General features: G+C 61.7%; 15 protein-coding genes and 3 tRNA genes. 9 read left to right on the forward strand and 9 right to left on the reverse strand.

Annotation, left to right across the window (positions count from 1 at the left end; translation table 11 throughout):
• Positions 1-21 precede the first annotated feature (21 nt).
• The 3 genes from ABI582_RS20285 to ABI582_RS20295 are packed head-to-tail and all read left to right on the forward strand — an operon-like array spanning position 22 to position 3,254.
• Positions 22-816 (forward strand): DUF6502 family protein, encoded by a 795-nt coding sequence (locus tag ABI582_RS20285; protein WP_442120105.1) that lies wholly within the window; start codon positions 22-24, stop codon positions 814-816.
• Positions 813-2,450, forward strand: a complete 1,638-nt coding sequence (locus tag ABI582_RS20290) for a DUF5666 domain-containing protein (RefSeq protein ID WP_442120106.1) — start codon at positions 813-815, stop codon at positions 2,448-2,450. The genes ABI582_RS20285 and ABI582_RS20290 overlap by 4 nt, the downstream gene beginning before the upstream one ends.
• Before the next feature lie 54 nt (positions 2,451-2,504).
• Positions 2,505-3,254 carry a hypothetical protein gene (locus tag ABI582_RS20295; protein WP_442120107.1) on the forward strand — a complete coding sequence of 250 codons (750 nt, stop codon included), beginning with the start codon at positions 2,505-2,507 and terminating at the stop codon, positions 3,252-3,254.
• A 72-nt stretch (positions 3,255-3,326) separates the two neighbouring features.
• On the opposite strand, the gene rimO is transcribed toward ABI582_RS20295, so the two are convergent.
• Positions 3,327-4,658: a 30S ribosomal protein S12 methylthiotransferase RimO gene (gene rimO, locus ABI582_RS20300; RefSeq protein WP_059394723.1), complete on the reverse strand. Its 1,332-nt coding sequence runs from the start codon at positions 4,656-4,658 to the stop codon at positions 3,327-3,329.
• 311 nt (positions 4,659-4,969) lie between these two features.
• Here rimO and ABI582_RS20305 point away from each other — a divergent pair, with 311 nt between their 5' ends.
• The 3 genes from ABI582_RS20305 (at position 4,970) to ABI582_RS20315 (ending at position 7,596) form a co-directional block, all read left to right on the forward strand.
• Positions 4,970-5,224 (forward strand): type II toxin-antitoxin system RelE family toxin, encoded by a 255-nt coding sequence (locus ABI582_RS20305; RefSeq protein ID WP_258912041.1) that lies wholly within the window; start codon positions 4,970-4,972, stop codon positions 5,222-5,224.
• Positions 5,208-5,534, forward strand: coding sequence for a helix-turn-helix domain-containing protein (locus tag ABI582_RS20310; protein ID WP_258653741.1), 327 nt, complete (start codon positions 5,208-5,210; stop codon positions 5,532-5,534). Before ABI582_RS20305 ends, ABI582_RS20310 begins: the two co-directional genes overlap by 17 nt.
• A gap of 151 nt (positions 5,535-5,685) precedes the next feature.
• Entirely contained in the window at positions 5,686-7,596 is a 1,911-nt protein-coding gene (locus ABI582_RS20315; protein ID WP_442120108.1) for a potassium transporter Kup, read from the forward strand.
• 172 nt (positions 7,597-7,768) lie between these two features.
• Here the strand turns inward: ABI582_RS20315 and ABI582_RS20320 are convergent, their stop codons facing one another.
• The 5 genes from ABI582_RS20320 to ABI582_RS20340 form a co-directional block, all read right to left on the reverse strand.
• Complete coding sequence (locus ABI582_RS20320) at positions 7,769-9,061, reverse strand: virulence factor family protein (protein ID WP_338744942.1); 1,293 nt, start codon at positions 9,059-9,061, stop codon at positions 7,769-7,771.
• Positions 9,061-11,703 carry a bifunctional lysylphosphatidylglycerol flippase/synthetase MprF gene (gene mprF / locus ABI582_RS20325; RefSeq protein WP_442120109.1) on the reverse strand — a complete coding sequence of 881 codons (2,643 nt, stop codon included), beginning with the start codon at positions 11,701-11,703 and terminating at the stop codon, positions 9,061-9,063. Before mprF ends, ABI582_RS20320 begins: the two co-directional genes overlap by 1 nt.
• A gap of 261 nt (positions 11,704-11,964) precedes the next feature.
• Positions 11,965-12,041 (reverse strand) — tRNA-Met (locus tag ABI582_RS20330).
• Positions 12,042-12,174: 133 nt separating this feature from the next.
• Positions 12,175-12,251: transfer RNA gene (locus ABI582_RS20335), tRNA-Met, on the reverse strand.
• Between the two features lie 134 nt (positions 12,252-12,385).
• Positions 12,386-12,462: transfer RNA gene (locus ABI582_RS20340), tRNA-Met, on the reverse strand.
• A 220-nt stretch (positions 12,463-12,682) separates the two neighbouring features.
• Here ABI582_RS20340 and dinB point away from each other — a divergent pair.
• The gene (dinB, locus tag ABI582_RS20345) at positions 12,683-13,741 is read left to right on the forward strand and encodes a DNA polymerase IV (protein WP_442120163.1); all 1,059 of its coding nucleotides are present in this window, start codon (positions 12,683-12,685) and stop codon (positions 13,739-13,741) included.
• Between the two features lie 26 nt (positions 13,742-13,767).
• On the opposite strand, the gene ABI582_RS20350 is transcribed toward dinB, so the two are convergent.
• The 3 genes from ABI582_RS20350 to ABI582_RS20360 all read right to left on the reverse strand — a co-directional run bounded on the left by ABI582_RS20350 (position 13,768) and on the right by ABI582_RS20360 (position 17,900).
• Complete coding sequence (locus ABI582_RS20350) at positions 13,768-14,721, reverse strand: hypothetical protein (RefSeq protein WP_338744940.1); 954 nt, start codon at positions 14,719-14,721, stop codon at positions 13,768-13,770.
• Between the two features lie 20 nt (positions 14,722-14,741).
• Positions 14,742-16,457 (reverse strand): proline--tRNA ligase, encoded by a 1,716-nt coding sequence (locus ABI582_RS20355; protein WP_442120110.1) that lies wholly within the window; start codon positions 16,455-16,457, stop codon positions 14,742-14,744.
• A gap of 159 nt (positions 16,458-16,616) precedes the next feature.
• Positions 16,617-17,900 carry an OprD family porin gene (locus tag ABI582_RS20360; protein WP_338744939.1) on the reverse strand — a complete coding sequence of 428 codons (1,284 nt, stop codon included), beginning with the start codon at positions 17,898-17,900 and terminating at the stop codon, positions 16,617-16,619.
• 692 nt (positions 17,901-18,592) lie between these two features.
• Here ABI582_RS20360 and ABI582_RS20365 point away from each other — a divergent pair.
• Positions 18,593-19,012, forward strand: coding sequence for an HIT family protein (locus ABI582_RS20365; protein ID WP_442120111.1), 420 nt, complete (start codon positions 18,593-18,595; stop codon positions 19,010-19,012).
• A gap of 1 nt (position 19,013) precedes the next feature.
• Positions 19,014-19,220 carry a SlyX family protein gene (locus ABI582_RS20370; protein WP_016498318.1) on the forward strand — a complete coding sequence of 69 codons (207 nt, stop codon included), beginning with the start codon at positions 19,014-19,016 and terminating at the stop codon, positions 19,218-19,220.
• Positions 19,221-19,250: the final 30 nt, after the last annotated feature.

Raw genomic sequence — 19,250 nt, forward strand, 5'->3', positions numbered from 1 at the left:
TTAAGCGCACTGCGGCGTGTAATGCGCCCGCTGGTGCGCTTGATGTTGCGCAAGGGGGTGTCCTACACGATGTTCGCCGACCTGCTCAAGGATGTGTTCGTCGACGTGGCCGATCGCGAGTTTCGCCTGGACGGCGCCCCGGCCACCGACAGTCGCATCAGCCTGCTCACGGGTGTGCATCGCAAGGATGTCCGGCGGCTGCGCAGCGAAGGTGGCATGGCACTCGAGGCCTTGCCGGCGAACATCACCCTGGGCGCACAGTTGGTCAATGCATGGACCACCCGCCCGCCGTTCTGCTCGGCACCTGGCCAGGCACTGGCACTACCGCGTTTGGCAAGTGTGGGTGGCGAGTGCTCATTCGACGCCCTGGTGGCCACGGTCAGCACTGATATCCGCGGGCGAGTGGTGCTGGATGAGTGGTTGCGCCTTGGCATCGTCCGGCTTGATGAGCAGGATCGTGTGCACCTGCAAGCCCAGGCGTTCGTGCCGCAGAAAGGTTTCGATGAAAAAGCCGCGTACTTCGGTCACAACCTGCATGATCATGCCTGCGCAGCGGTGCACAACCTCAGTGGCCAGGGCCTGCCGTTCTTCGAACGCAGTGTGCACTACGATGCTTTGAGCCCGGCCAGCGTCGAGCACGTGCGTGAAGTGGTTGCCAAAGATGGCATGCAGACGCTGCTGGCCTTCAGCCGGCTCGCAGCAGAGCTGGAAAGCGTTGATGAGCCCGGCGCGGAGCAACGTCAGCGCATCACTGTCGGGCTTTATTTCTACACTGAAGCTGCAGACCCCGAATTGTCCAAGACGCCAGGCCCATGACCCCCCTCACGCGCTGCCTCCGTGCCGTTGCCTTTGCCCTGGTCCTGGGGTTGAACCTGGCGGCGCCTGCCGAGGTGGTTGCAGCACCGGTTTGTGTCAGCCGTGACGAAGTGGGCATGGCCGGGGCCACAGGCCTGCAGTTTCCGGGAGGGACAGGCGGTACCGGTGCACGCAGTGAAAACGGTGGTGTCGGCGGCACTGGCGCGCCCCTCCCGCAACGCCCTGGCGGCACCGGCGGTACTGGCGCGGTGGCCGAAGGTGTGGACGGCACTTACTTTGATCACGGTAACGGTGGGGTAGGCGGTACCGGCATCGTCGGCACCATCACCGGGTTCGCTTCGATCTGTGTCAATGGCATGGAAGTGCACTATGGCAAAGACGTGCCGGTGAGTGAAAACGGTGCACCCGCCAGCAGTGCTCACCTGGCGATCGGGCAGGTTGTAGCGGTGGAGGCAATTGCCACCCAGCGCGGTCTCCAGGCAGGGCGTATCTCGATCCTCAACGTCTACGAAGGGCCGCTGACGGCGCTCCCCAATGCTTCGGCCCCCCTGCGGGTGATGGGCCAGCCTGTACGGCTTGCCGCAGGCGCGCGGGTGGCTGAAGGGCTGCGTGCGGGCGAGCCGGTCCGGGTCAGTGGCCTGCGCGATGCCACCGGCGAAGTGGTGGCAACCCGTATCGAGCGGGCGCCGGGCCTCAGAGAGGCCAGTGCCATTGGTGCAATCGACCGCCCAGGCAGCCTGCAAGGGTTGACGCTGGGCACCCGCGTAGCCCCCGCGCGGGAAGTGCTGGTGCGTGGCCAGTGGACCGGGCGCCAGCTGGAAGTGGCACAAACCCGCCCAGACCCGAGCCTGCCCTTTGCTGGCCGTGTCCAGCACGCGGTGGTCGAAGGGCTGGTGCAGCGCGTGCAGGCACGGCAACTGGTGGTCGCGGGCATTGATGTGACGCTGGGGCACGGCACTGTGGTTGTCGGCAGGCAGCCTGCAGTGTTGGCGCTCGATCAACGCGTTCGGGTGAGCGGCGTGCTCAGTGGTACTCACGAGTTACGGGCCACCCGTGTGGAATTCCAGGATGACCGTGCTGACAACCCGGACCGAGGCCATTCGGGGCATGGCGGCGAGCACGGCAGCAGTGACTCAGGCGGCTCCGACAACAGCGGCCATGGAACAAGCGAGATGACCAGCGTTCGCAGCGAAAGCAGTGATGATCGCAGTGGGCGCAGTACCGTTGAAGACGCCAGTGGTCACGGCAGGTCTGAAAGCGTGGACAAGTCTGGCAAGTCAGAGCATGTCGAAACCGTGGAGCAGCCCGAGAGCAGCAACAGTGGCAAGGGTGATCGGGTAGAGAAGGTTGAAGTCGAGAAAGTGCAGAAGGTTGAGAAGGTAGAAAAAGTTGAGAAGGTTGAGAAGGTCGAAAAGCCTGAAAAGGTCGAGAAAGTAGAAAAAGTTGAGAAGGTTGAGAAGGTTGAGAAGGTTGAGAAGGTTGAGAAGGTTGAGAAGCCTGAAAAGGTCGAGAAAGTAGAAAAAGTTGAGAAGGTCGAAAAAGTCGAAAAAGTCGAAAAGGTAGAGAAAGTAGAAAAGCCTGAAAAGGTAGAGACCGTGGAAAAAGTAGAGCATCCGGAGCGATCCGGGCGTTAGGCAACTAGGCTGGGGAAGTCCGACCACACTTTCCGAAGGGGTACTGAGGTGCAGATGAGACCCGCGCTCCCTCTTTTTGCCTGCCTGCTGTCATGCACCAGTGCGTCGACCGTGGCCGATACCTTCAGCACCGCCATCGGCATGGACTATTCAAGTGGCGACTATGGCACGGGTACCACTTCGGAAATCTGGTACGTCCCCGTGGTCGGCAAATATGAAACCGGCCCCATGACCTACAAGGTCACCGTGCCCTGGTTGCGCATCACCAACCCGGAAGTAGGCCCCAATGGCGATCCCTTGCCCGGAGGTTGCCGGGATGTGGAAAGCGGGCTGGGTGACACGGTCGCCAGCGCCGGGTATGCCCTGCTGGATGGCAGTGACGGCGGCCTGATGCTCGACCTGATCGGCAAGGCCAAATTCCCCACAGCCGATGAAGACCAGTGCCTTGGCACCGGTGAATACGACTACACCGCCCAGGTCGACCTCACCAAGGGCTTTGGCCGGGTCACCGGCTTCGCGACATTGGGCTGGAAGAAGTTCGGCGACCCGCCCGACAGCGATTTTGACGACCCGGTATTTATCAGCCTTGGCTTCGCCCTGCCTGTGGCTGCAGGTACTTCCGCGGGCGCCTCCTACGACTGGCGGCAGAAAGTGGTCTCCACCGGTTCGCAGATCAAGGAACTCACACTGTTCCTGACCCACAAGCTCAACCAGCAATGGAAAGTCCAGCTCTATGCGGTCAAAGGCTTCTCTGATGCCAGCCCGGATGCAGAGGGTGGGCTGATGCTGTTTCACACGTTCTGACGAAAAAAGCCCCTGCGCCGGTCATTCCTTGCGGGGAATGCCAGAGCAGGGGCTTTTCAGGTTTCAGCCGTTTTAGATAGGCTCTGCCCACATGTCGTATTCGTCGGCATCCACTACACGGCAACGCACTTTGTCGCCTGGCTTGAAGCCATGGTCGCCATCGATGAACACGCTGCCGTCGATTTCCGGGGCATCGAAGAAGCTGCGGCCAACCGAACCTTGTTCCTCGACTTCGTCGATGAGTACTTCGATTTCCTTGCCGATGCGCAGTTGCAGGCGGGCGGTGCTGATGGCCTGCTGGTGGGCCATGAAGCGGTCCCAGCGCGCTTGCTTGATGTCGTCCGGCACTTCTTCCAGGCCCAGGTCGTTGGCCGGGGCGCCTTCTACAGGCGAGTACTGGAAGCAGCCCACGCGGTCGAGCTGGGCTTCGGTCAGCCAGTCCAGCAGGTACTGGAAGTCTTCCTCGGTCTCGCCCGGGAAGCCGACAATGAAGGTGGAGCGGATTACCAGCTCAGGGCACTGTTCGCGCCAGTTCTTGATGCGCGCCAGGGTGCGGTCTTCGAAGGCAGGGCGCTTCATCGACTTGAGCACTTTCGGGCTGGCGTGCTGGAACGGGATGTCCAGGTACGGCAGGATCTTGCCGGCGGCCATCAGCGGGATCACGTCGTCGACGTTCGGGTACGGGTACACGTAGTGCAGGCGCACCCAGGCACCCAGGCTGCTCAGGGCCTCGCACAGTTCGAGCATGCGGGTCTTGACCGGGCGGCCGTTCCAGAAATCGGTCTTGTACTTGACGTCGACGCCGTAGGCGCTGGTGTCCTGGGAAATCACCAGGATCTCCTTGACCCCGGCCTTGACCAGGCGCTCGGCCTCGCTCAGCACTTCACCCACCGGGCGGCTGACCAGCTTGCCGCGCATCGACGGGATGATGCAGAAGCTGCAGCTGTGGTTGCAGCCTTCGGAAATCTTCAGGTACGCATAGTGGCGCGGGGTGAGCTTGATGCCCTGTGGCGGCACCAGGTCGATCAGTGGGTTGTGGTCCTGGCGCGGCGGTACCACTTCGTGCACGGCGTTGACCACCTGCTCGTACTGCTGTGGGCCGGTGACCGACAGCACGCTGGGGTGCACGTCACGGATGCTGCCTTCCTCGACACCCATGCAGCCGGTGACGATGACCTTGCCGTTTTCCTTGATCGCTTCGCCGATCACTTCCAGCGACTCGGCCTTGGCGCTGTCGATGAAGCCGCAGGTGTTGACCACCACCACGTCGGCGTCCTCGTAGGTGGGCACGACTTCATAGCCTTCCATGCGCAGCTGGGTAAGGATGCGCTCGGAATCGACCAGGGCTTTTGGGCAACCCAGGCTTACGAAACCTACCTTGGGGGTGGCGGGCGTGGTGGACATGACTAACCTCGGTATTGAATGCAGGTCGCCCGGCCGGAATCGCGGGCGATCTTGACGGGCGCTTTTTAGCGCCTCTGATCAAAAAGTGCGCAATTCTAGCGAGCGCAAGGTCGCTTGACCAGCAGAAATACGACGAACGCTGCGCTATGCAAGCCAACCGGGCAAGGCTTGCCCGGTAAAACCTGGAAACACAGCGGGGCAATGGTCCCGCTTGAACCGGGGAGCTCCGTTCGTCAACCTCGTCTACGCTAACGAAGTCTTCTCTTTAACTTATTCGATTCTTATAGTTTACTTATAAGACTGGCGTGGATATGAACACCATCAACTGGTCACGCAAAGCCGTGAAGCAACTCAGGAAAATCGACAAGGTTGATCAGCCAAAGGTATACGATGCTGCTCAGGCGTTGGCGCGCATGCCACACGTTCAAAGCGTCAAGGCGCTGGCCAATCACAATTATGGTTACCGGCTTAGAGTTGGTAACTACCGGATCCTGTTCGACTGGGACGGCAGCGTGAAAATTGTCAACATCGAGGAGGTCAAGAAGCGCGATGAGCACACCTACTAACGTACAAATCATCAACGGTGCCGACGGTCGTCCTGCCTTCGTCGTGTTGCCATATGCCGATTACATCGCCAGCCGCCCGCAACCGGACCTGGTGCCCAACGATGTCGTTGGCTATATGGTGAAGGACGGCATGACCGCCATTGCTGCCTGGCGCAGGCATCTGGACCTGACTCAGGCTGAAGTTGCCCAGCGGCTTGGTATCTCGCAGTCAGCGTATGCCCAACAAGAAACCGTAGAGCGCCCGCGCAAGGCCACTCGCGAAAAGATTGCGACAGCCTTGGGCATACCCATGCAGTGCCTGGATCTTTAGTTGTCGCCATCAGTCAGCGCTGACAGCACCGAACCAGCAGAAAATCGACGAACGCTGCGCTATGCTTCGCGCCATTGCGTTCGAGGTATCGGTAAAGCCTCGCGCAGGTGTGATTTTTAGTGGCCTACAAGGCCGTCTGCGGGAGTGGTCGATGGTTCAGGCAAGCAGTCACGCCGAGGGCGGGCACGCGGGGAAGCAGGGGGCGGCGCGGTCGCTGGGCCTGCTCGTGGCGGCGGTCGGGGTGGTTTATGGCGATATCGGCACCAGCCCGTTGTATACCCTCAAGGAAGTCTTCACCGGCGGCTACGGCGTGCCGGTCAACCATGATGGCGTGTTGGGGATCCTGTCGCTGATCCTGTGGTCGCTGTTGTGGGTGGTGTCGTTCAAGTACGTGATGTTCATCCTGCGCGCGGACAACCAGGGCGAGGGTGGCACCATGGCGCTGACCGCGCTGGCGCGGCGGGCCACGGCGGCCTATCCGCGGTTGCGTACGCTGATGGTGATCTGTGGCTTGATCGGCGCTTCGCTGTTCTATGGCGACAGCATGATCACCCCGGCGGTATCGGTGTTGTCGGCCGTGGAGGGCATGGGCCTGGCGTTTGACGGTATCGACCACTGGGTGGTGCCGATTTCGCTGGTGGTGCTGGTGGCGCTGTTCCTGGTGCAGAAGCACGGCACCGAGAAGATCGGCAAGCTGTTCGGCCCGATCATGGTCACCTGGTTCGTGGTGCTGGGCGCATTGGGCGTGCACGGCATCTCACAGAGCCCGGAAGTGCTCAAGGCCTTCAACCCGGGCTGGGCGGTGAACTTCTTCGTGGTTCACCCAGGCATGGGCGTAGCCATCCTCGGCGCCGTGGTGCTGGCGCTGACCGGTGCCGAGGCGCTGTATGCCGACATGGGGCATTTTGGCCGCAAGCCGATCGCCCGGGCCTGGTTCATCCTGGTGCTGCCCGCGTTGGTGCTCAACTATTTCGGCCAGGGTGCACTGCTGCTGCAAAACCCGGAGGCGGCCCGCAACCCCTTTTACCTGCTGGCGCCAGGCTGGGCGCTGCTGCCGTTGGTCGGGTTGGCCACAATGGCCACTGTGATCGCCTCGCAGGCGGTCATTTCAGGGGCCTTTTCCCTGACCCGCCAGGCCATCCAGCTGGGCTACATTCCGCGCATGCAGATCCAGCACACCTCCAGCGACGAGCAGGGGCAGATCTACATTGGTGCGGTGAACTGGACGCTGATGGTGGGCGTGGTGCTGCTGGTGATCGGCTTCGAGTCGTCCGGCGCCCTGGCGGCGGCCTACGGCGTGGCGGTGACCGGCACCATGCTGATGACCACCATTCTGGTGTCGGCGGTAATGTTGCTGTTGTGGAAATGGCCGCCGCTGCTGGCAGTGCCGATCCTGTTGGGCTTCCTGTTTGTCGATGGACTCTTTTTTGCCGCCAACGTGCCGAAAATCGTCCAGGGCGGTGCCTTCCCGGTGTTGGCTGGTGGTGTGTTGTTCCTGCTGATGAGTACCTGGAAGCGCGGCAAGCAGATCCTGATGGAGCGCATCGACGAAGGTGCGCTGCCGTTGCCGCTGTTCATCAGCAGTATCCGCATTCAGCCGCCGCATCGGGTCGAAGGTACCGCGGTGTTCCTTACTGCCCGGTCGGATGCCGTGCCCCACGCGCTATTGCACAACATGCTGCATAACCAGGTGTTGCACAGCCAGGTAGTGTTGCTGACCGTGGTCAGCGAGGACCGGCCGCGGGTCCCGGAGCAGGAGCGTTTCGAGGTGGAGGCTTATGGCGACGGGTTCTTCCGTGTGCTGTTGCACTTTGGCTTCATGGACGAGCCGGACGTGCCGGCGGCATTGACGCTGTGCCACCGGGATGATCTGGACTTCACCCCGATGCGTACCACTTACTTCCTCAGCCGCGAGACGGTAATCGCGTCGCGGCTGGAGGGGATGTCGCGCTGGCGGGGCAACCTGTTCGCGTTCTTGCTGAAGAATGCCAACGGTAACCTGCGCTTCTTCAACCTGCCGCTGAACCGGGTGATCGAACTGGGGACCCAGGTCGAGATCTGAATTGGCAAGACTCGACGCGGTCCCTGTAGGAGCGGCCTTGTGCCGCGAAAGGGCTGCAAAGCAGCCCTGGCAATATTGACGATAACGCTGAAAAATCGGGGCCGCTTTGCGGCCCTTTCGCGGCACAAGGCCGCTCCTACATTGACCGCGTCAACCTTCCAAAGGTGAGAGCTCAGTTCTGTTCGGCGACGCTGGACTTGCCCTGGCGTGTCTCAATCTCACCAATCAAGCGCTTGGCCAGCGCCGGGTAGTTCTCATCAAAGTGGTGCCCGCCAGGCAGCTTCAGGCGTTCCCCCACAGCGGTCTTGTCGGTGCAACCGCTCTCGTCGGTCTCTTCCACGCCATACACGCACACCACCTTGGAGGCTGGCAGCCTGGCCATTTCCGGCCCGGTTGGTGCTTCCTGGCCTTCCTTGCCCAGCCAGCCCTCAACCTCGATCTCGAAGCTGCCGCTGCGGGCAAAGGCCAGTAGCATCACCGCGTCGATGCGTTGCTGGTCCTCCACCGGCAGGCGGTTGTAGATCGCCGGTAGCACATCGGCACCGAACGAATAGCCGGTGAGTACAAAGCGCTTGGTGCCCCACTTCTGCCGGTAGTGCTGCATCAGCTCGGACAGGTCGGCAGCGCTTTGCTCCGGGGTCTTGTGCTGCCAGTAATAGCGCAGCGTGTCGATACCCACCACCGGGTAGCCCAGCTTGGCCATTTCCCCGGCAACATCGCGGTCCAGGTCGCGCCAGCCGCCGTCACCGGATAGGAACAGGGTGACCGTGTCGGTGGTCTGCCCGGCCGGCACTTCCACCACCGGGATGGCCAGGGCGTTACCGTCGTGGCCTACCAAGGCCTGGGTCAGCTGAGCCTTGAGCACTTGTGGCAGATGGATGTCGTAGTCGCTGATGCTGGTTTCTGCATTGGCCTGGTCGCGCACGAAGGCGGCGCTGGCGTCATCCGGGTTGTCGTTCCAGGCGACGTTCCAGTGGCCATGGGCAGCCGCTTTGGGCAGCGGTGCCTGGCAGCCGGGTTGCTCGACGGTGAAGTCCACAGAAATTGCCCGGGCCTTGTCATCGTTCTGGCTGGCCAGCCAGCGCCAGGCCTGGGCGGCGCCAGGGCCGATACCGGCTACCAGCGTCGGCTTCTCCGGCAACTCAGCCAGGGCCTGGGCCATGGCCTGTTGCTGCTTGCTGCAGTCGTTAGGCGGCAAGATCACCTGCACCAGCTGGGCTTCGCCGGCCTGGCTCAGGTCGAGCAGTTGCTTGTCCGTCAGCGCCTGATCCTGTGGCACACCGATGGCCACCCGAGCCTTGGGGTGCACACCTGGGGTCACGCGGGTGATGCTGGTGTCATTGATGCTCAATTGCTCCAGCCGCGCTTCGGGAGCCGGGCGCGTCCACAGCCAGAACGCCAGCGCACCCCCCAGGGCGGCCAGCAGCAGGGGAACCAGCAGGTACAGCCATAAGCGTCGGGTCATCAACGTTTCACCAATCCAGTCAGGCCGCCCGCAATCAGGGCGGCAGTATCGGCCAGTGCCACCAGCGGGTCGAGCCCGGCCGGCACGGCCATGTAGCGGGGTTCCCAATCCGGTTGGAATTTGTCCTTGAAGCGGCGAAGCCCCTGGAAGTTGTAAAGCTGCTCGCCACGGCGGAACACCATTGAGCCCAGGCGCTGGGTCAACGGCGCGCCACGCCGCGGCTGAAGGCCTGAAAGCGGCACCATGCCCAGGCTGAAGCGGGAATACTCATGGCTTTTGTAGTGCAGGATCAGGCCGATCATCATGAATTCCATGGTCAGCTTCGGTGCGTCGGGGTGCGCACGCATCAGGTCGAGGCTGGCCAGCTCGTTGCTGTGGGTCTCCAGCAGGTTGGCGAACGCCACCGGCCGGCCCTGGAAGCGGATCAGGGCGATGCGGAAGTGCTGCAGGTACTCCGGGCTGAAGCGCCCCAACGAGAAGCCTTTTTCGCGCACGTTCTTGCCGCCGAGCCAGGCATCGGAAATTTCCTTCAGCTCTGCCAGCGGGGCATGACCGGGCTCGTGGATCTCCAGGCTCAGGCCGTCGCGGCCACCACGGTTCCAGGTGTAGCGCAGGTCTTTCATCTCTTTGCCCTTGGCTTCGAGGTCGAAGCGGCGCAAGTCGACCCGGGCTTCTTCGCCCAGCTTCAGTGCGGTCAGGCCAATGTCCATATAGAACGGCAGGTTTTCGGCGCGCACCTGATAGAACACTGGCCGGGCGTGGTGCAGGTCGCACAGGTCACGGAACTGCCAGATCATTTCGGCGCGTTCCTGGGCCGGGCCGATCGGGTCGTACAGGGCCACCAGGCTGCGGCCGCGACGGGCATACATAAGGAAGGCATTGTCGCGTGGGTGAAACAGCAATGCCTTGTCGCCGGTCAGGGCCAGGCCGCCGTCGGGCTGGTCGGAGGCCAGCAGGATACGGTTGGCGCGCTGCAGTTCTTCGTCGTTGGGCAGGTGGATCACCGGCGGCGCGGTGCGCAGCAGCCAGGTCAGCGCCAAGGCAGCCAGCAGCAAGGCGCTGCCCATGGCGGCGCGCAGGCCGCGCGGGGCATCGGCGTCGAGGGTGAACTGCCACCACAGCTGATGGCTGTAGGGCACATCCTGGTAGGCAAACAACAGCAGCCACACCGATGCGCCGACCGTACAGGCACTGGCCACCAGAAACACTGGCGAAAATGGCAGCTCCAACAGGCGGCTGGGGCGGTAGAACGAGCGACGGAACAGGGCCAGCAGGGCCGCGGTGAAGGTCAGCAGGCAAGCCTCTTCCCAGTCAAAGCCCTTGAGCAGCGACAGCAGGGCGCCGACCAAGAGCAGCACGGTGGTTAGCAGCCAGGCCGCGGACAGCCGTCGGCGCAGGCCTTGGGCCAGCAACAGGCACAGCACGCCGATCAGGCTCGCGCCAAAGTGCGAGGCATCGATCAGCCGGTGCGGCACAAGGAAGCCCATGTGCTCCAGGCGCGTGTCGATCTCGGGCGTGACGCCGGAAAACAGCAGCACCACCCCAGACAGGAATACCAGTATCGACAGGATGGGGGCGGCCATCCCGGAGGCGGCCTTGATGGCCTGCTGTGCGAACAGCAGGCGCCGGGCTTCATTGGCCAGCAGCAGTACGCAGGCCAGCAGCAGGGGCAGCACCACATAGATCAGCCGGTACAGCAGCAGGGCGGCCGCCAGCGGCGCGGCACCGAGCTGGTCGGCAAAGGCTGCCAGCAGGATGGCTTCGAACACCCCGACGCCGCCCGGTACATGGCTGAGCACGCCTGCGGCCAGGGCCAGCAGGTACACCAGCACAAACGCGCCAAAGGGTGGTGCTTCGGGCAGCAGCAGATACAGTACGGTGGCGGCCGCTGCCACATCCAGCGCGGTAATCAGCAGTTGCAGGGCGGCCAGGCGCGCGCCCGGCAGGCGCAGTGTGCGGCGGCCCAGTTGCACCAGCAGGTTATTGGCCAGCGGCTGTTCGGCCAGGCGTCGGCGGTACAAGCCGAATACCAGCAGGGCGGACGCCACCAGCACGGCGGCGGCGATACCTGCCAGCAGGCCAGGTGCCAACCCCAGTGCGGTCGAGGCTGCCGGCAGGTCGCTCAAGGTTGCCAAGGCGGCGAGGGGGGGCAGCGCGCAGCCCAGCGACAGGCTGGCAAACACGGTCATGCGTGCGACTTCGCCAGCGCCCAGCCCCTGGCGTGCATACAGGCGGTAGCGCACCGAGCCACCCGAAAGCATCGACAGGCCTATGGCGTTGCCAATGGCAAAGGCGCTGAAGCCGCCTAGCACCAGGCTGCGTGCCGGCAGTTTCACGCCAGCATAGCGGCTGGCCGACCACTCGTAACCTAGCAAGATCACGAAGCCGATCACGGTCGCCAGCAAGGCGCCCAGCACTGACTGGGCCGGTACGCTGAGCATGGCATCGTGCAAGGCATAGATGTCCAGCTCGCTCAGCAGGTGGCGGCAGGCAATCAACGCCATGGTGAACAGCACCAGGGTCACTGCCAGGCCGATGGGCTGGCGGTAGCGGCTTACGCGCTCGAGCAAGGGCAGACGCTGCACGGCACCGGGTAGCGCCGAGGCCAGTGGCACCGGAGGTTCGGGGTTGTGAGAAGTCATGGGTTGCCTCGGGCATGCAGCGCGAGGTTGAGGGGAGGTACGGCCAAGTGAAAGTCCCTTAGGAAAACGTATCCAATGTTACTCCGGCCTCAGACGCTTTCAGCAGCCTGGCAGGGTTAAAGATAGTTCATCCTGGGCACGATGCCTCAAGCCTGCGGGTTGGCAAGGGGCGGGGAAAAACGATGCGATGAAAAAGCGGGGAGGGCAGAAGCAACAAACCCCGCGCTGCTGTTACACAGGCGGGGTTTGTTCTGACGAATATGGTTGCGGGAGCCGGATTTGAACCGACGACCTTCGGGTTATGAGCCCGACGAGCTACCAGGCTGCTCCATCCCGCGTCAGTGGGGCGGATTCTACAGCGTGTGGTTTGTATGTCAAGCGCTAAGCTTTGATTTGTCGAGGGTTTTTGCTGATGCTTTTCAGCGGACAAAGAAAAAGGCCACTGCGTTAACAGTGGCCTTTTCTTGAACTTGGTTGCGGGAGCCGGATTTGAACCGACGACCTTCGGGTTATGAGCCCGACGAGCTACCAGACTGCTCCATCCCGCGTCTGTGGGGCGCATTCTACAGTTTGCTGACGGTGTGTCAAGCGCTAGGCTTTGATTTATCAAAGGTTTTTCGGTTTTACTTTTTCGAAGGCAAAGAAAAAGGCCACTGTATGAACAGTGGCCTTTTCTTGAATCTGGTTGCGGGAGCCGGATTTGAACCGACGACCTTCGGGTTATGAGCCCGACGAGCTACCAGGCTGCTCCATCCCGCGCCTGTGAGATCGAATTCTACGGATTTACGCCCAGGTGTCAAGCAGTTTCATTGGAAAACCCTTTTTTGTTCAAACCCTTAGCGTGAGCGGGCAGCAAGCAGGTCAGGCGCGACGGGGCTTTCAGGCGGTTTGTCGTGTGATGCAGCGGGTGAGGTGTTTCGGGTAGGTCGCATGCGATACTATCTGTATGAATTTACAGTGCTGACGGCCATCCATGTCCTTGCGCAAGATCATCCACGTCGACTGCGATTGCTTCTACGCCGCGATCGAGATGCGTGACGACCCGCGTCTGGCCGGGCGGCCCATGGCGGTTGGGGGCTCGCCCGAGCATCGCGGGGTGATCGCCACCTGCAACTATGAAGCGCGTGCCTATGGTGTGCGCTCGGCCATGTCGTCACGGCATGCGCTGAAGCTGTGCCCCGACCTGTTGATCGTCAAGCCGCGCTTCGAGGCCTACCGTGAGGCTTCACGGGAAATCCACGCGATCTTCCGCGACTACACCGAGCTGATCGAGCCTTTGTCGCTGGACGAAGCCTATCTGGATGTGAGCGACAGCCAGTGGTATTCGGGCAGCGCCACGCGCATCGCCGAGGATATTCGCCGGCGCGTCGCCCGCACCTTGCATATCACGGTGTCGGCGGGCGTGGCGCCGAACAAGTTCCTGGCCAAGATTGCCAGTGACTGGCGCAAACCCAATGGGCTGTTCGTGATTACCCCGGGCGAGGTGGAGGCCTTTGTCGCCGCCTTGCCGGTGGCCAGGTTGCATGGGGTGGGCAAGGTGACGGCCGATAAACTGGCACGGTTGGGTATTGAAACCTGCCTTGACCTGCGTGACTGGTCGCGCCTGGCATTGGTGCGTGAATTTGGCAGCTTTGGCGAGCGCTTGTGGGGGCTGGCGCGGGGTATTGATGAGCGCGCAGTGCACAACGACAGCCGCAGACAGTCAGTCAGCGTGGAAAACACCTACGATACTGACCTGCCGGACCTGGCCAGTTGCCTGGCCCGGTTGCCAGAGCTGCTCGAAAGCCTTAACGAGCGCATCGCCCGTATGGACAGCAGCTATCGGCCGGACAAGCCGTTCGTCAAGGTCAAGTTCCATGACTTCAGCCAGACCACCATGGAGCAGGCAGGGGCAGGGCGGGACCTTGAAAGTTATCGGCAACTGCTGGGCCAAGCGTTCGCCCGTGGTGGCAAGCCGGTGCGCTTGCTGGGGGTAGGGGTAAGGTTGCGCGATTTACGCGGCGCGCATGAGCAACTGGAGTTGTTTACGTCTGAATAAAAAAGGGCCGCACAGCGGCCCCTCTGTTACTGCACGCCTGGATCTGCCACCAACCGGCCAGTGGCCTTGGTCAGCGTTTGCAGAAACTCCTGTTGCAGCTCCGGATCGTTGCGGGTCAGCTCGATCAGGCTTTGTTCCATTTCACTGGCTTCTTCTTCAAGGCCCAGCTCCGACAGACGCTTGACCCGATGTACCCACTGGCCGACATCATCATCTTCGAGGTCATCGAAGATCAGCTCATGGGCTTCAAGCAACTTGTTGCGCAGGGTGGCGCTGACCAGCAGGCTGGCATCACCCCGTACCGCGTTGTCTTCGTCGAATACCTGAAGATGCAGGGTGCCGACGTGGTTGAGGTTCTGCTCGGAGAACGGGCTGTCGAGCAGGTTCAAGCGCAGCACCCCGTTCCTGTCAGTGGTCAGCTCGTGGGTCATCTTGCCGGCCTTGACCTCGACCAGGCGTTCGCTCCAGGGCACGCTGGTAGATTCCTCGCGCTGGCCTTTCTGCACTTCGCTGATCCCGGCCAGGTTCTGCTGGGCACGCCCGTTGGACGGTACGTTCATGAACGGGTTGAGCCCGTCCACGCCATAGCTCAGCCAGTCATGGGTGATGCTTTCCGGCAGGTTGCCCAAGGCGAAGACGTTGACCACGTTGGCGCCGACGCCCGCTACCACGGCCACTGCACCCAGCGGGATCTCGTAGACCTCCCGCCAGGGCTGGTAAGGCGTGTAGCGGTCATAGCGACGGGTGACTTCGAACTCGGTGACTTCGAAGCGCTTCTGCTCATGCACGCGCACACGTCGTTGCGGCAGCTCCATCACCTTCGGCTCGCCGACATCGATCTGCAGGGTGTGCTCGAGCAATTTGCGCTCGACGCGCTCCTCATGGTCGCTGCGCTGGGACATCTGGTTGGCGCAGCCGCTGACGAGCAGGGCGCCGCACAGTGCGGCGCCCCCCAGGGTAAAGGTACTTCGCTTGAACATGATCACTCGTGCATTGGTTATCAGCGGCGAACGCGGGCCTGCAGGAAGCTCAGCACTTCATTGAGCGGCAACGCCTGGGCGTCCTGCTCGGTGCGGTGCTTGTACTCCAGGTTGCCTTCGGCCAGGCCGCGATCGCTGACGACGATGCGGTGTGGGATGCCGATCAGCTCCATGTCGGCAAACTTGATGCCTGGGCTGGTCTTCTTGTCGCGGTCGTCCAGCAGCACTTCAAAGCCGGCAGCGGTCAGTTCGGCGTACAGCTTGTCGGTTGCCTCGCGAACCACCTCGGTTTCATAGCGCAGCGGTACCAGAGCGATCTGGAACGGCGCCAGGGCATCGTTCCAGATGATGCCCTTGTCATCATAGCTCTGCTCGATGGCAGCGGCGACCACGCGGGACACGCCGATACCGTAGCAGCCCATCGACAGAACCACCGGCTTGCCGTTCTCGCCCAGTACCTGGCACTTCAGCGCTTCGCTGTACTTGGTGCCCAGCTGGAAGATGTGGCCCACTTCAATGCCGCGCTTGATCACCAGGGTGCCCTGGCCGTCCGGGCTTGGGTCGCCTTCGACCACGTTACGCAGGTCGGCGACCTGTGGAACCGGCAGGTCGCGCTCCCAGTTCACGCCGAAGTAGTGCTTGTCGTCGATGTTGGCGCCGATGCCGAAGTCGCTCATCAGGGCAACCGAACGGTCGATGATGCATTCCAGCGGCAGGTTCAGCGGGCCGAGCGAGCCGGCACCGGCGCCAATGGCGTCGCGCAGTTCGGCTTCGGTGGCCATGACCAGAGGTTCGGCAACCTGTTCCAGCTTGGTGGCCTTGATTTCGTTCAGCTCGTGGTCGCCGCGAACGATCAGGGCAATCAGCTTGCCTTCTTCAGCGCCGCGCACGATCAGGGTCTTGACGGTCTTCTCGATCGCCAGGCCGTGGTTTTCAACCAGTTGCGCGATGGTCTTGGCCTCTGGCGTGTCGACCAGGCGCAGCTCCTCGGTAGGAGCAGGGCGCACGGTTTCACGCGGAATGGCTTCGGCCTTCTCGATATTGGCGGCATAGTCGGAGCTGTCGCTGAAGATCACATCGTCTTCGCCGGAGTCGGCCAGTACATGGAATTCGTGCGAGTAGCTGCCACCGATCGAACCGGTGTCGGCCTGCACTGGACGGAAGTCCAGGCCCAGGCGGGTGAATACGTTGCTGTACGCCTGGTGCATGCGGTCGTAGGTTTCCTGCAGGGAAGCCTGGTCGGCATGGAACGAGTAGGCGTCCTTCATGATGAACTCGCGGCCGCGCATCAGGCCGAAGCGCGGGCGGATCTCGTCACGGAACTTGGTCTGGATCTGGTACATGTTGAGTGGGAGCTGTTTATAGCTGGACAGCTCGTTACGGGCCAGGTCAGTGATGACTTCCTCGTGGGTCGGGCCAACGCAGAAGTCGCGCTGGTGGCGGTCCTTCAGGCGCAGCAGCTCAGGGCCGTACTGCTCCCAGCGGCCGGACTCCTGCCACAGCTCGGCAGGCTGGATGCTTGGCATCAGCACCTCCAGGGCGCCGGCGGCGTTCATTTCCTCACGCACCACGGCCTCGACCTTGCGCATTACCCGCAGGCCCATCGGCAGCCAGGTGTACAGGCCGGAGGCCAGTTTGCGGATCATGCCGGCACGCAGCATGAGCTGATGGCTGATGACCACTGCGTCGGCAGGGGTTTCTTTCTGGGTGGCGAGCAAATATTGACTGGTGCGCATGGTTAGCCGTGTCGATTGCCTAAGACGTTGAAATAGCCCCGCATTGTACGGGGGCGAAACGAAGGCGTACAGGATGCCCCAGGGCGGGCCGCTTGTCAGCCAAGAAAAAGCCCGGCGAGATCGCCGGGCTTTTCAGGTGCGGGGCACTGCAAGCCAGGCTTACAGGATGCTCAGCGGGTACTCCACGATCAGGCGCAGTTCGTCGATCGATGGGGAACCGTAGTAGACGCCATCGCCCGAACGGTAGGTGGCCTGACGTACGCGCAAGCTCAGGTCCTTGGCAGGGCCGCTTTGCAGCACGTACTTCACGTCGATGTCGCGTTCCCATTCCTTGCCGTCGTCGGTGGTGCGGGTAGTTGCACCAGTACCGCGCACGTAACGGGTCATGAAGGTCAGGCCTGGTACGCCGAATTCGGCGAAGTTCAGGTCGTAGCGTGCCTGCCAGGACTTCTCGTCTTCGGCGTTGAAGTCGGAACGGGCCACGGAGTTGGCCAGGAAGACCGTACCGCCACCGTCGACGCCGTAGGCATAGTCGCCGTCGCCGCTGACTTTCTGGTAGGCCAGGGTGAAGGTGTGGGCGCCAATGTTGTAGGCGGCCGAGAGGCTGGCTGCAATGTTGTCGAGTTCGTTGCTGCCGTCGGCCTTGCTGACGAATGCGCCGGTCAGGTTGTTGCCGATGGACTTGGTGTCATAGATGTTGAAGTCGAACACCAGGCCTTGCTTGTCGCTGATCGGCAGCGCCCAGTTGATGTTGCCGTACCATTTGCGGAAGTGGTCTTCGATATGCGAGTAGTAAACGCTGGTGCTGAGGTTGTCATTAATGGCGTAGGTGCCACCAAAGACGTTGGCCTCGGTCATGTTCAGGCTGTCGTGGTAAGTCTGGGCCTGGGCGTTCATGGCAGTGAAGTGACCGGCGTGCAGGGTCAGGCCATCGATCTCGTTGCTGGTGATCAGGCCGCCTTCGGCAACTTCCGGCAGCAGTCGGCTGTCGTCGGTAGCCAGCACTGGCAGGGCGGTGAACTGGTCACCCCATTTGAGCACAGTGTTGGAGATGCGCATTTTCACTGCGCCGCCGCCTTCGGAGTAGTCGTCCTGCGAGCGACCGTCGGAACCTGTCGGGAACAGACCGGTGCCGGCGCGGCCCCTGCCGCTGTCCAGTTTGAGGCCCAGCATGCCGATGGCGTCGACACCGAAGCCTACGGTGCCTTGGGTGAAGCCCGATTCGAAGGTGCCGAGGAAGCCAAGGCCGGTTTCTTCAACGCGGCTCTGGGTGCCAGGCGCGTTGTTACGGAAGTCACGGCTGAAGTACAGCATGCGGGTTTTTACGTTCAGCTTGCTGTCTTCGATGAAACCTTTGGACTCGTCTTGTGCCGAGGCCATTGCCAACTGCGAGGTCCCTGCCGCAACGGCCAGGGCGATCATGCTCCACTTCATCACGCGCATCGTGATTTGCTCCTTTGGTTTTTAGGAAGAGTACCGCCGCGCCCAAGTGTTTTAGTTATAGGGTGCAGCTCTTTCTTGTTATGTCGGCGAAAATGTATAGCACGCTGACTGTTGTTGGCGATATGGCTATATAGACTCTTTACGGAACTTTTTTGCCATGTCGCTTTTAGGTATATCCATGTCGCAAATCACGCCCCGGTTTATGGGCCGTATAACGCCAGCGCTGTTCCTGTCACCGTAACGAATCTGTAACTGCGGATTCTGGTTGAGGAAACTCCCTGGTAACCAATGCGGCTGTTGTTATTTGTCGCGTACACCTGCCAGTGCAGATGTCGTGCCGACTTGGTGTGAAGTGAATGCAACAAGCGTGCACAAAATTCGCAACACTTCATGAAATTTTCACAAAACCTGCTACCGAGGGTCGGAAAGTGCCGTAAACACGGGGCGAAGGCTGCCTGAGGGCATGATGGAGTCGAGAATCATTAAAATTTAAAAAGCTGTCATGAAAGTCAATGTGTTACCGCAACTTGTTCATCCAGAGTCGTTTGTGGGGTGACAAGTGTGGTGGCGGCGTGCAGGCGGCCTCATTTTGGTGCGAAAAGTAGCGCTGTGTTACCGGGAATGTGCAGGGTATCCTTGCAGGCCTGTTTTCCGCTTGAAAGCGGGTTGTTTTTGCCTGAAGGAGATATGCCGTGTTCGTCCTGGATTCGCGTTTGCAGCAGGATTCCCTGGTGCTGGGGGAGTTTGCGTTGTGCCAGCTGTTGCTGAGCAAGGATGCCAACTACCCATGGTTCATCCTGGTGCCCAAGCGCGCCGGCATCAGCGAGCTGTTCGAGCTGGAAGCGGCAGAGCAGGAGCAGCTGTGGCAGGAAACCACCTTGCTGGCTGAGGCACTGAAGGCCAGCTATGGCGCCGACAAGATGAACGTGGCCACCCTCGGCAATGTCGTCAGCCAGTTGCACATGCACGTGATCGTGCGCCAGCGTGACGATGCCGCCTGGCCAGCACCGGTGTGGGGCAAGTGCCCGGCCGTGGCATACAGCGACGAGCAGCTGCAAGCCGTGCGCCAGCGCCTGCGTGGGTTGCAACTTGCTGGTTATCAGGAGGCCTGACATGTCGCTGGAGTTGCGTATCGTCGAACTGGAAACCCGTCAGGCGTTTCAGGATGACACCCTTCAGGCGCTGAATGATGTGGTGGTCGAGCAAGCGCAGGTGATCGAGCGGCTGAAGCTACAGGTAGCCGAGCTGATCAAGCGCCATGAAGAGATGGTCGGCCAGTACGGCACCGAGGGGGAAGAGGCGCCGCCGCCTCATTACTGATCGAATCTTGTGGGAGCGGGCATGCCCGCT

Source organism: Pseudomonas sp. SAS7, from assembly GCF_052112345.1.
GTDB lineage: Bacteria > Pseudomonadota > Gammaproteobacteria > Pseudomonadales > Pseudomonadaceae > Aquipseudomonas > Aquipseudomonas putida_Q.

What these genes read in the sequence shown, in the direction of transcription:
- ABI582_RS20285 (WP_442120105.1), top strand. Translation starts at nt 22, where the DNA reads ATGCGCCCGCTGGTGCGCTTGATGTTGCGCAAGGGGGTGTCCTACACG.
- ABI582_RS20290 (WP_442120106.1), top strand. Translation starts at nt 813, where the DNA reads ATGACCCCCCTCACGCGCTGCCTCCGTGCCGTTGCCTTTGCCCTGGTC.
- ABI582_RS20295 (WP_442120107.1), top strand. Translation starts at nt 2,505, where the DNA reads ATGAGACCCGCGCTCCCTCTTTTTGCCTGCCTGCTGTCATGCACCAGT.
- rimO (WP_059394723.1), bottom strand. Translation starts at nt 4,658, where the DNA reads ATGTCCACCACGCCCGCCACCCCCAAGGTAGGTTTCGTAAGCCTGGGT.
- ABI582_RS20305 (WP_258912041.1), top strand. Translation starts at nt 4,970, where the DNA reads ATGAACACCATCAACTGGTCACGCAAAGCCGTGAAGCAACTCAGGAAA.
- ABI582_RS20310 (WP_258653741.1), top strand. Translation starts at nt 5,208, where the DNA reads ATGAGCACACCTACTAACGTACAAATCATCAACGGTGCCGACGGTCGT.
- ABI582_RS20315 (WP_442120108.1), top strand. Translation starts at nt 5,686, where the DNA reads ATGGTTCAGGCAAGCAGTCACGCCGAGGGCGGGCACGCGGGGAAGCAG.
- ABI582_RS20320 (WP_338744942.1), bottom strand. Translation starts at nt 9,061, where the DNA reads ATGACCCGACGCTTATGGCTGTACCTGCTGGTTCCCCTGCTGCTGGCC.
- mprF (WP_442120109.1), bottom strand. Translation starts at nt 11,703, where the DNA reads ATGACTTCTCACAACCCCGAACCTCCGGTGCCACTGGCCTCGGCGCTA.
- ABI582_RS20350 (WP_338744940.1), bottom strand. Translation starts at nt 14,721, where the DNA reads ATGTTCAAGCGAAGTACCTTTACCCTGGGGGGCGCCGCACTGTGCGGC.
- ABI582_RS20355 (WP_442120110.1), bottom strand. Translation starts at nt 16,457, where the DNA reads ATGCGCACCAGTCAATATTTGCTCGCCACCCAGAAAGAAACCCCTGCC.
- ABI582_RS20360 (WP_338744939.1), bottom strand. Translation starts at nt 17,900, where the DNA reads ATGCGCGTGATGAAGTGGAGCATGATCGCCCTGGCCGTTGCGGCAGGG.
- ABI582_RS20370 (WP_016498318.1), top strand. Translation starts at nt 19,014, where the DNA reads ATGTCGCTGGAGTTGCGTATCGTCGAACTGGAAACCCGTCAGGCGTTT.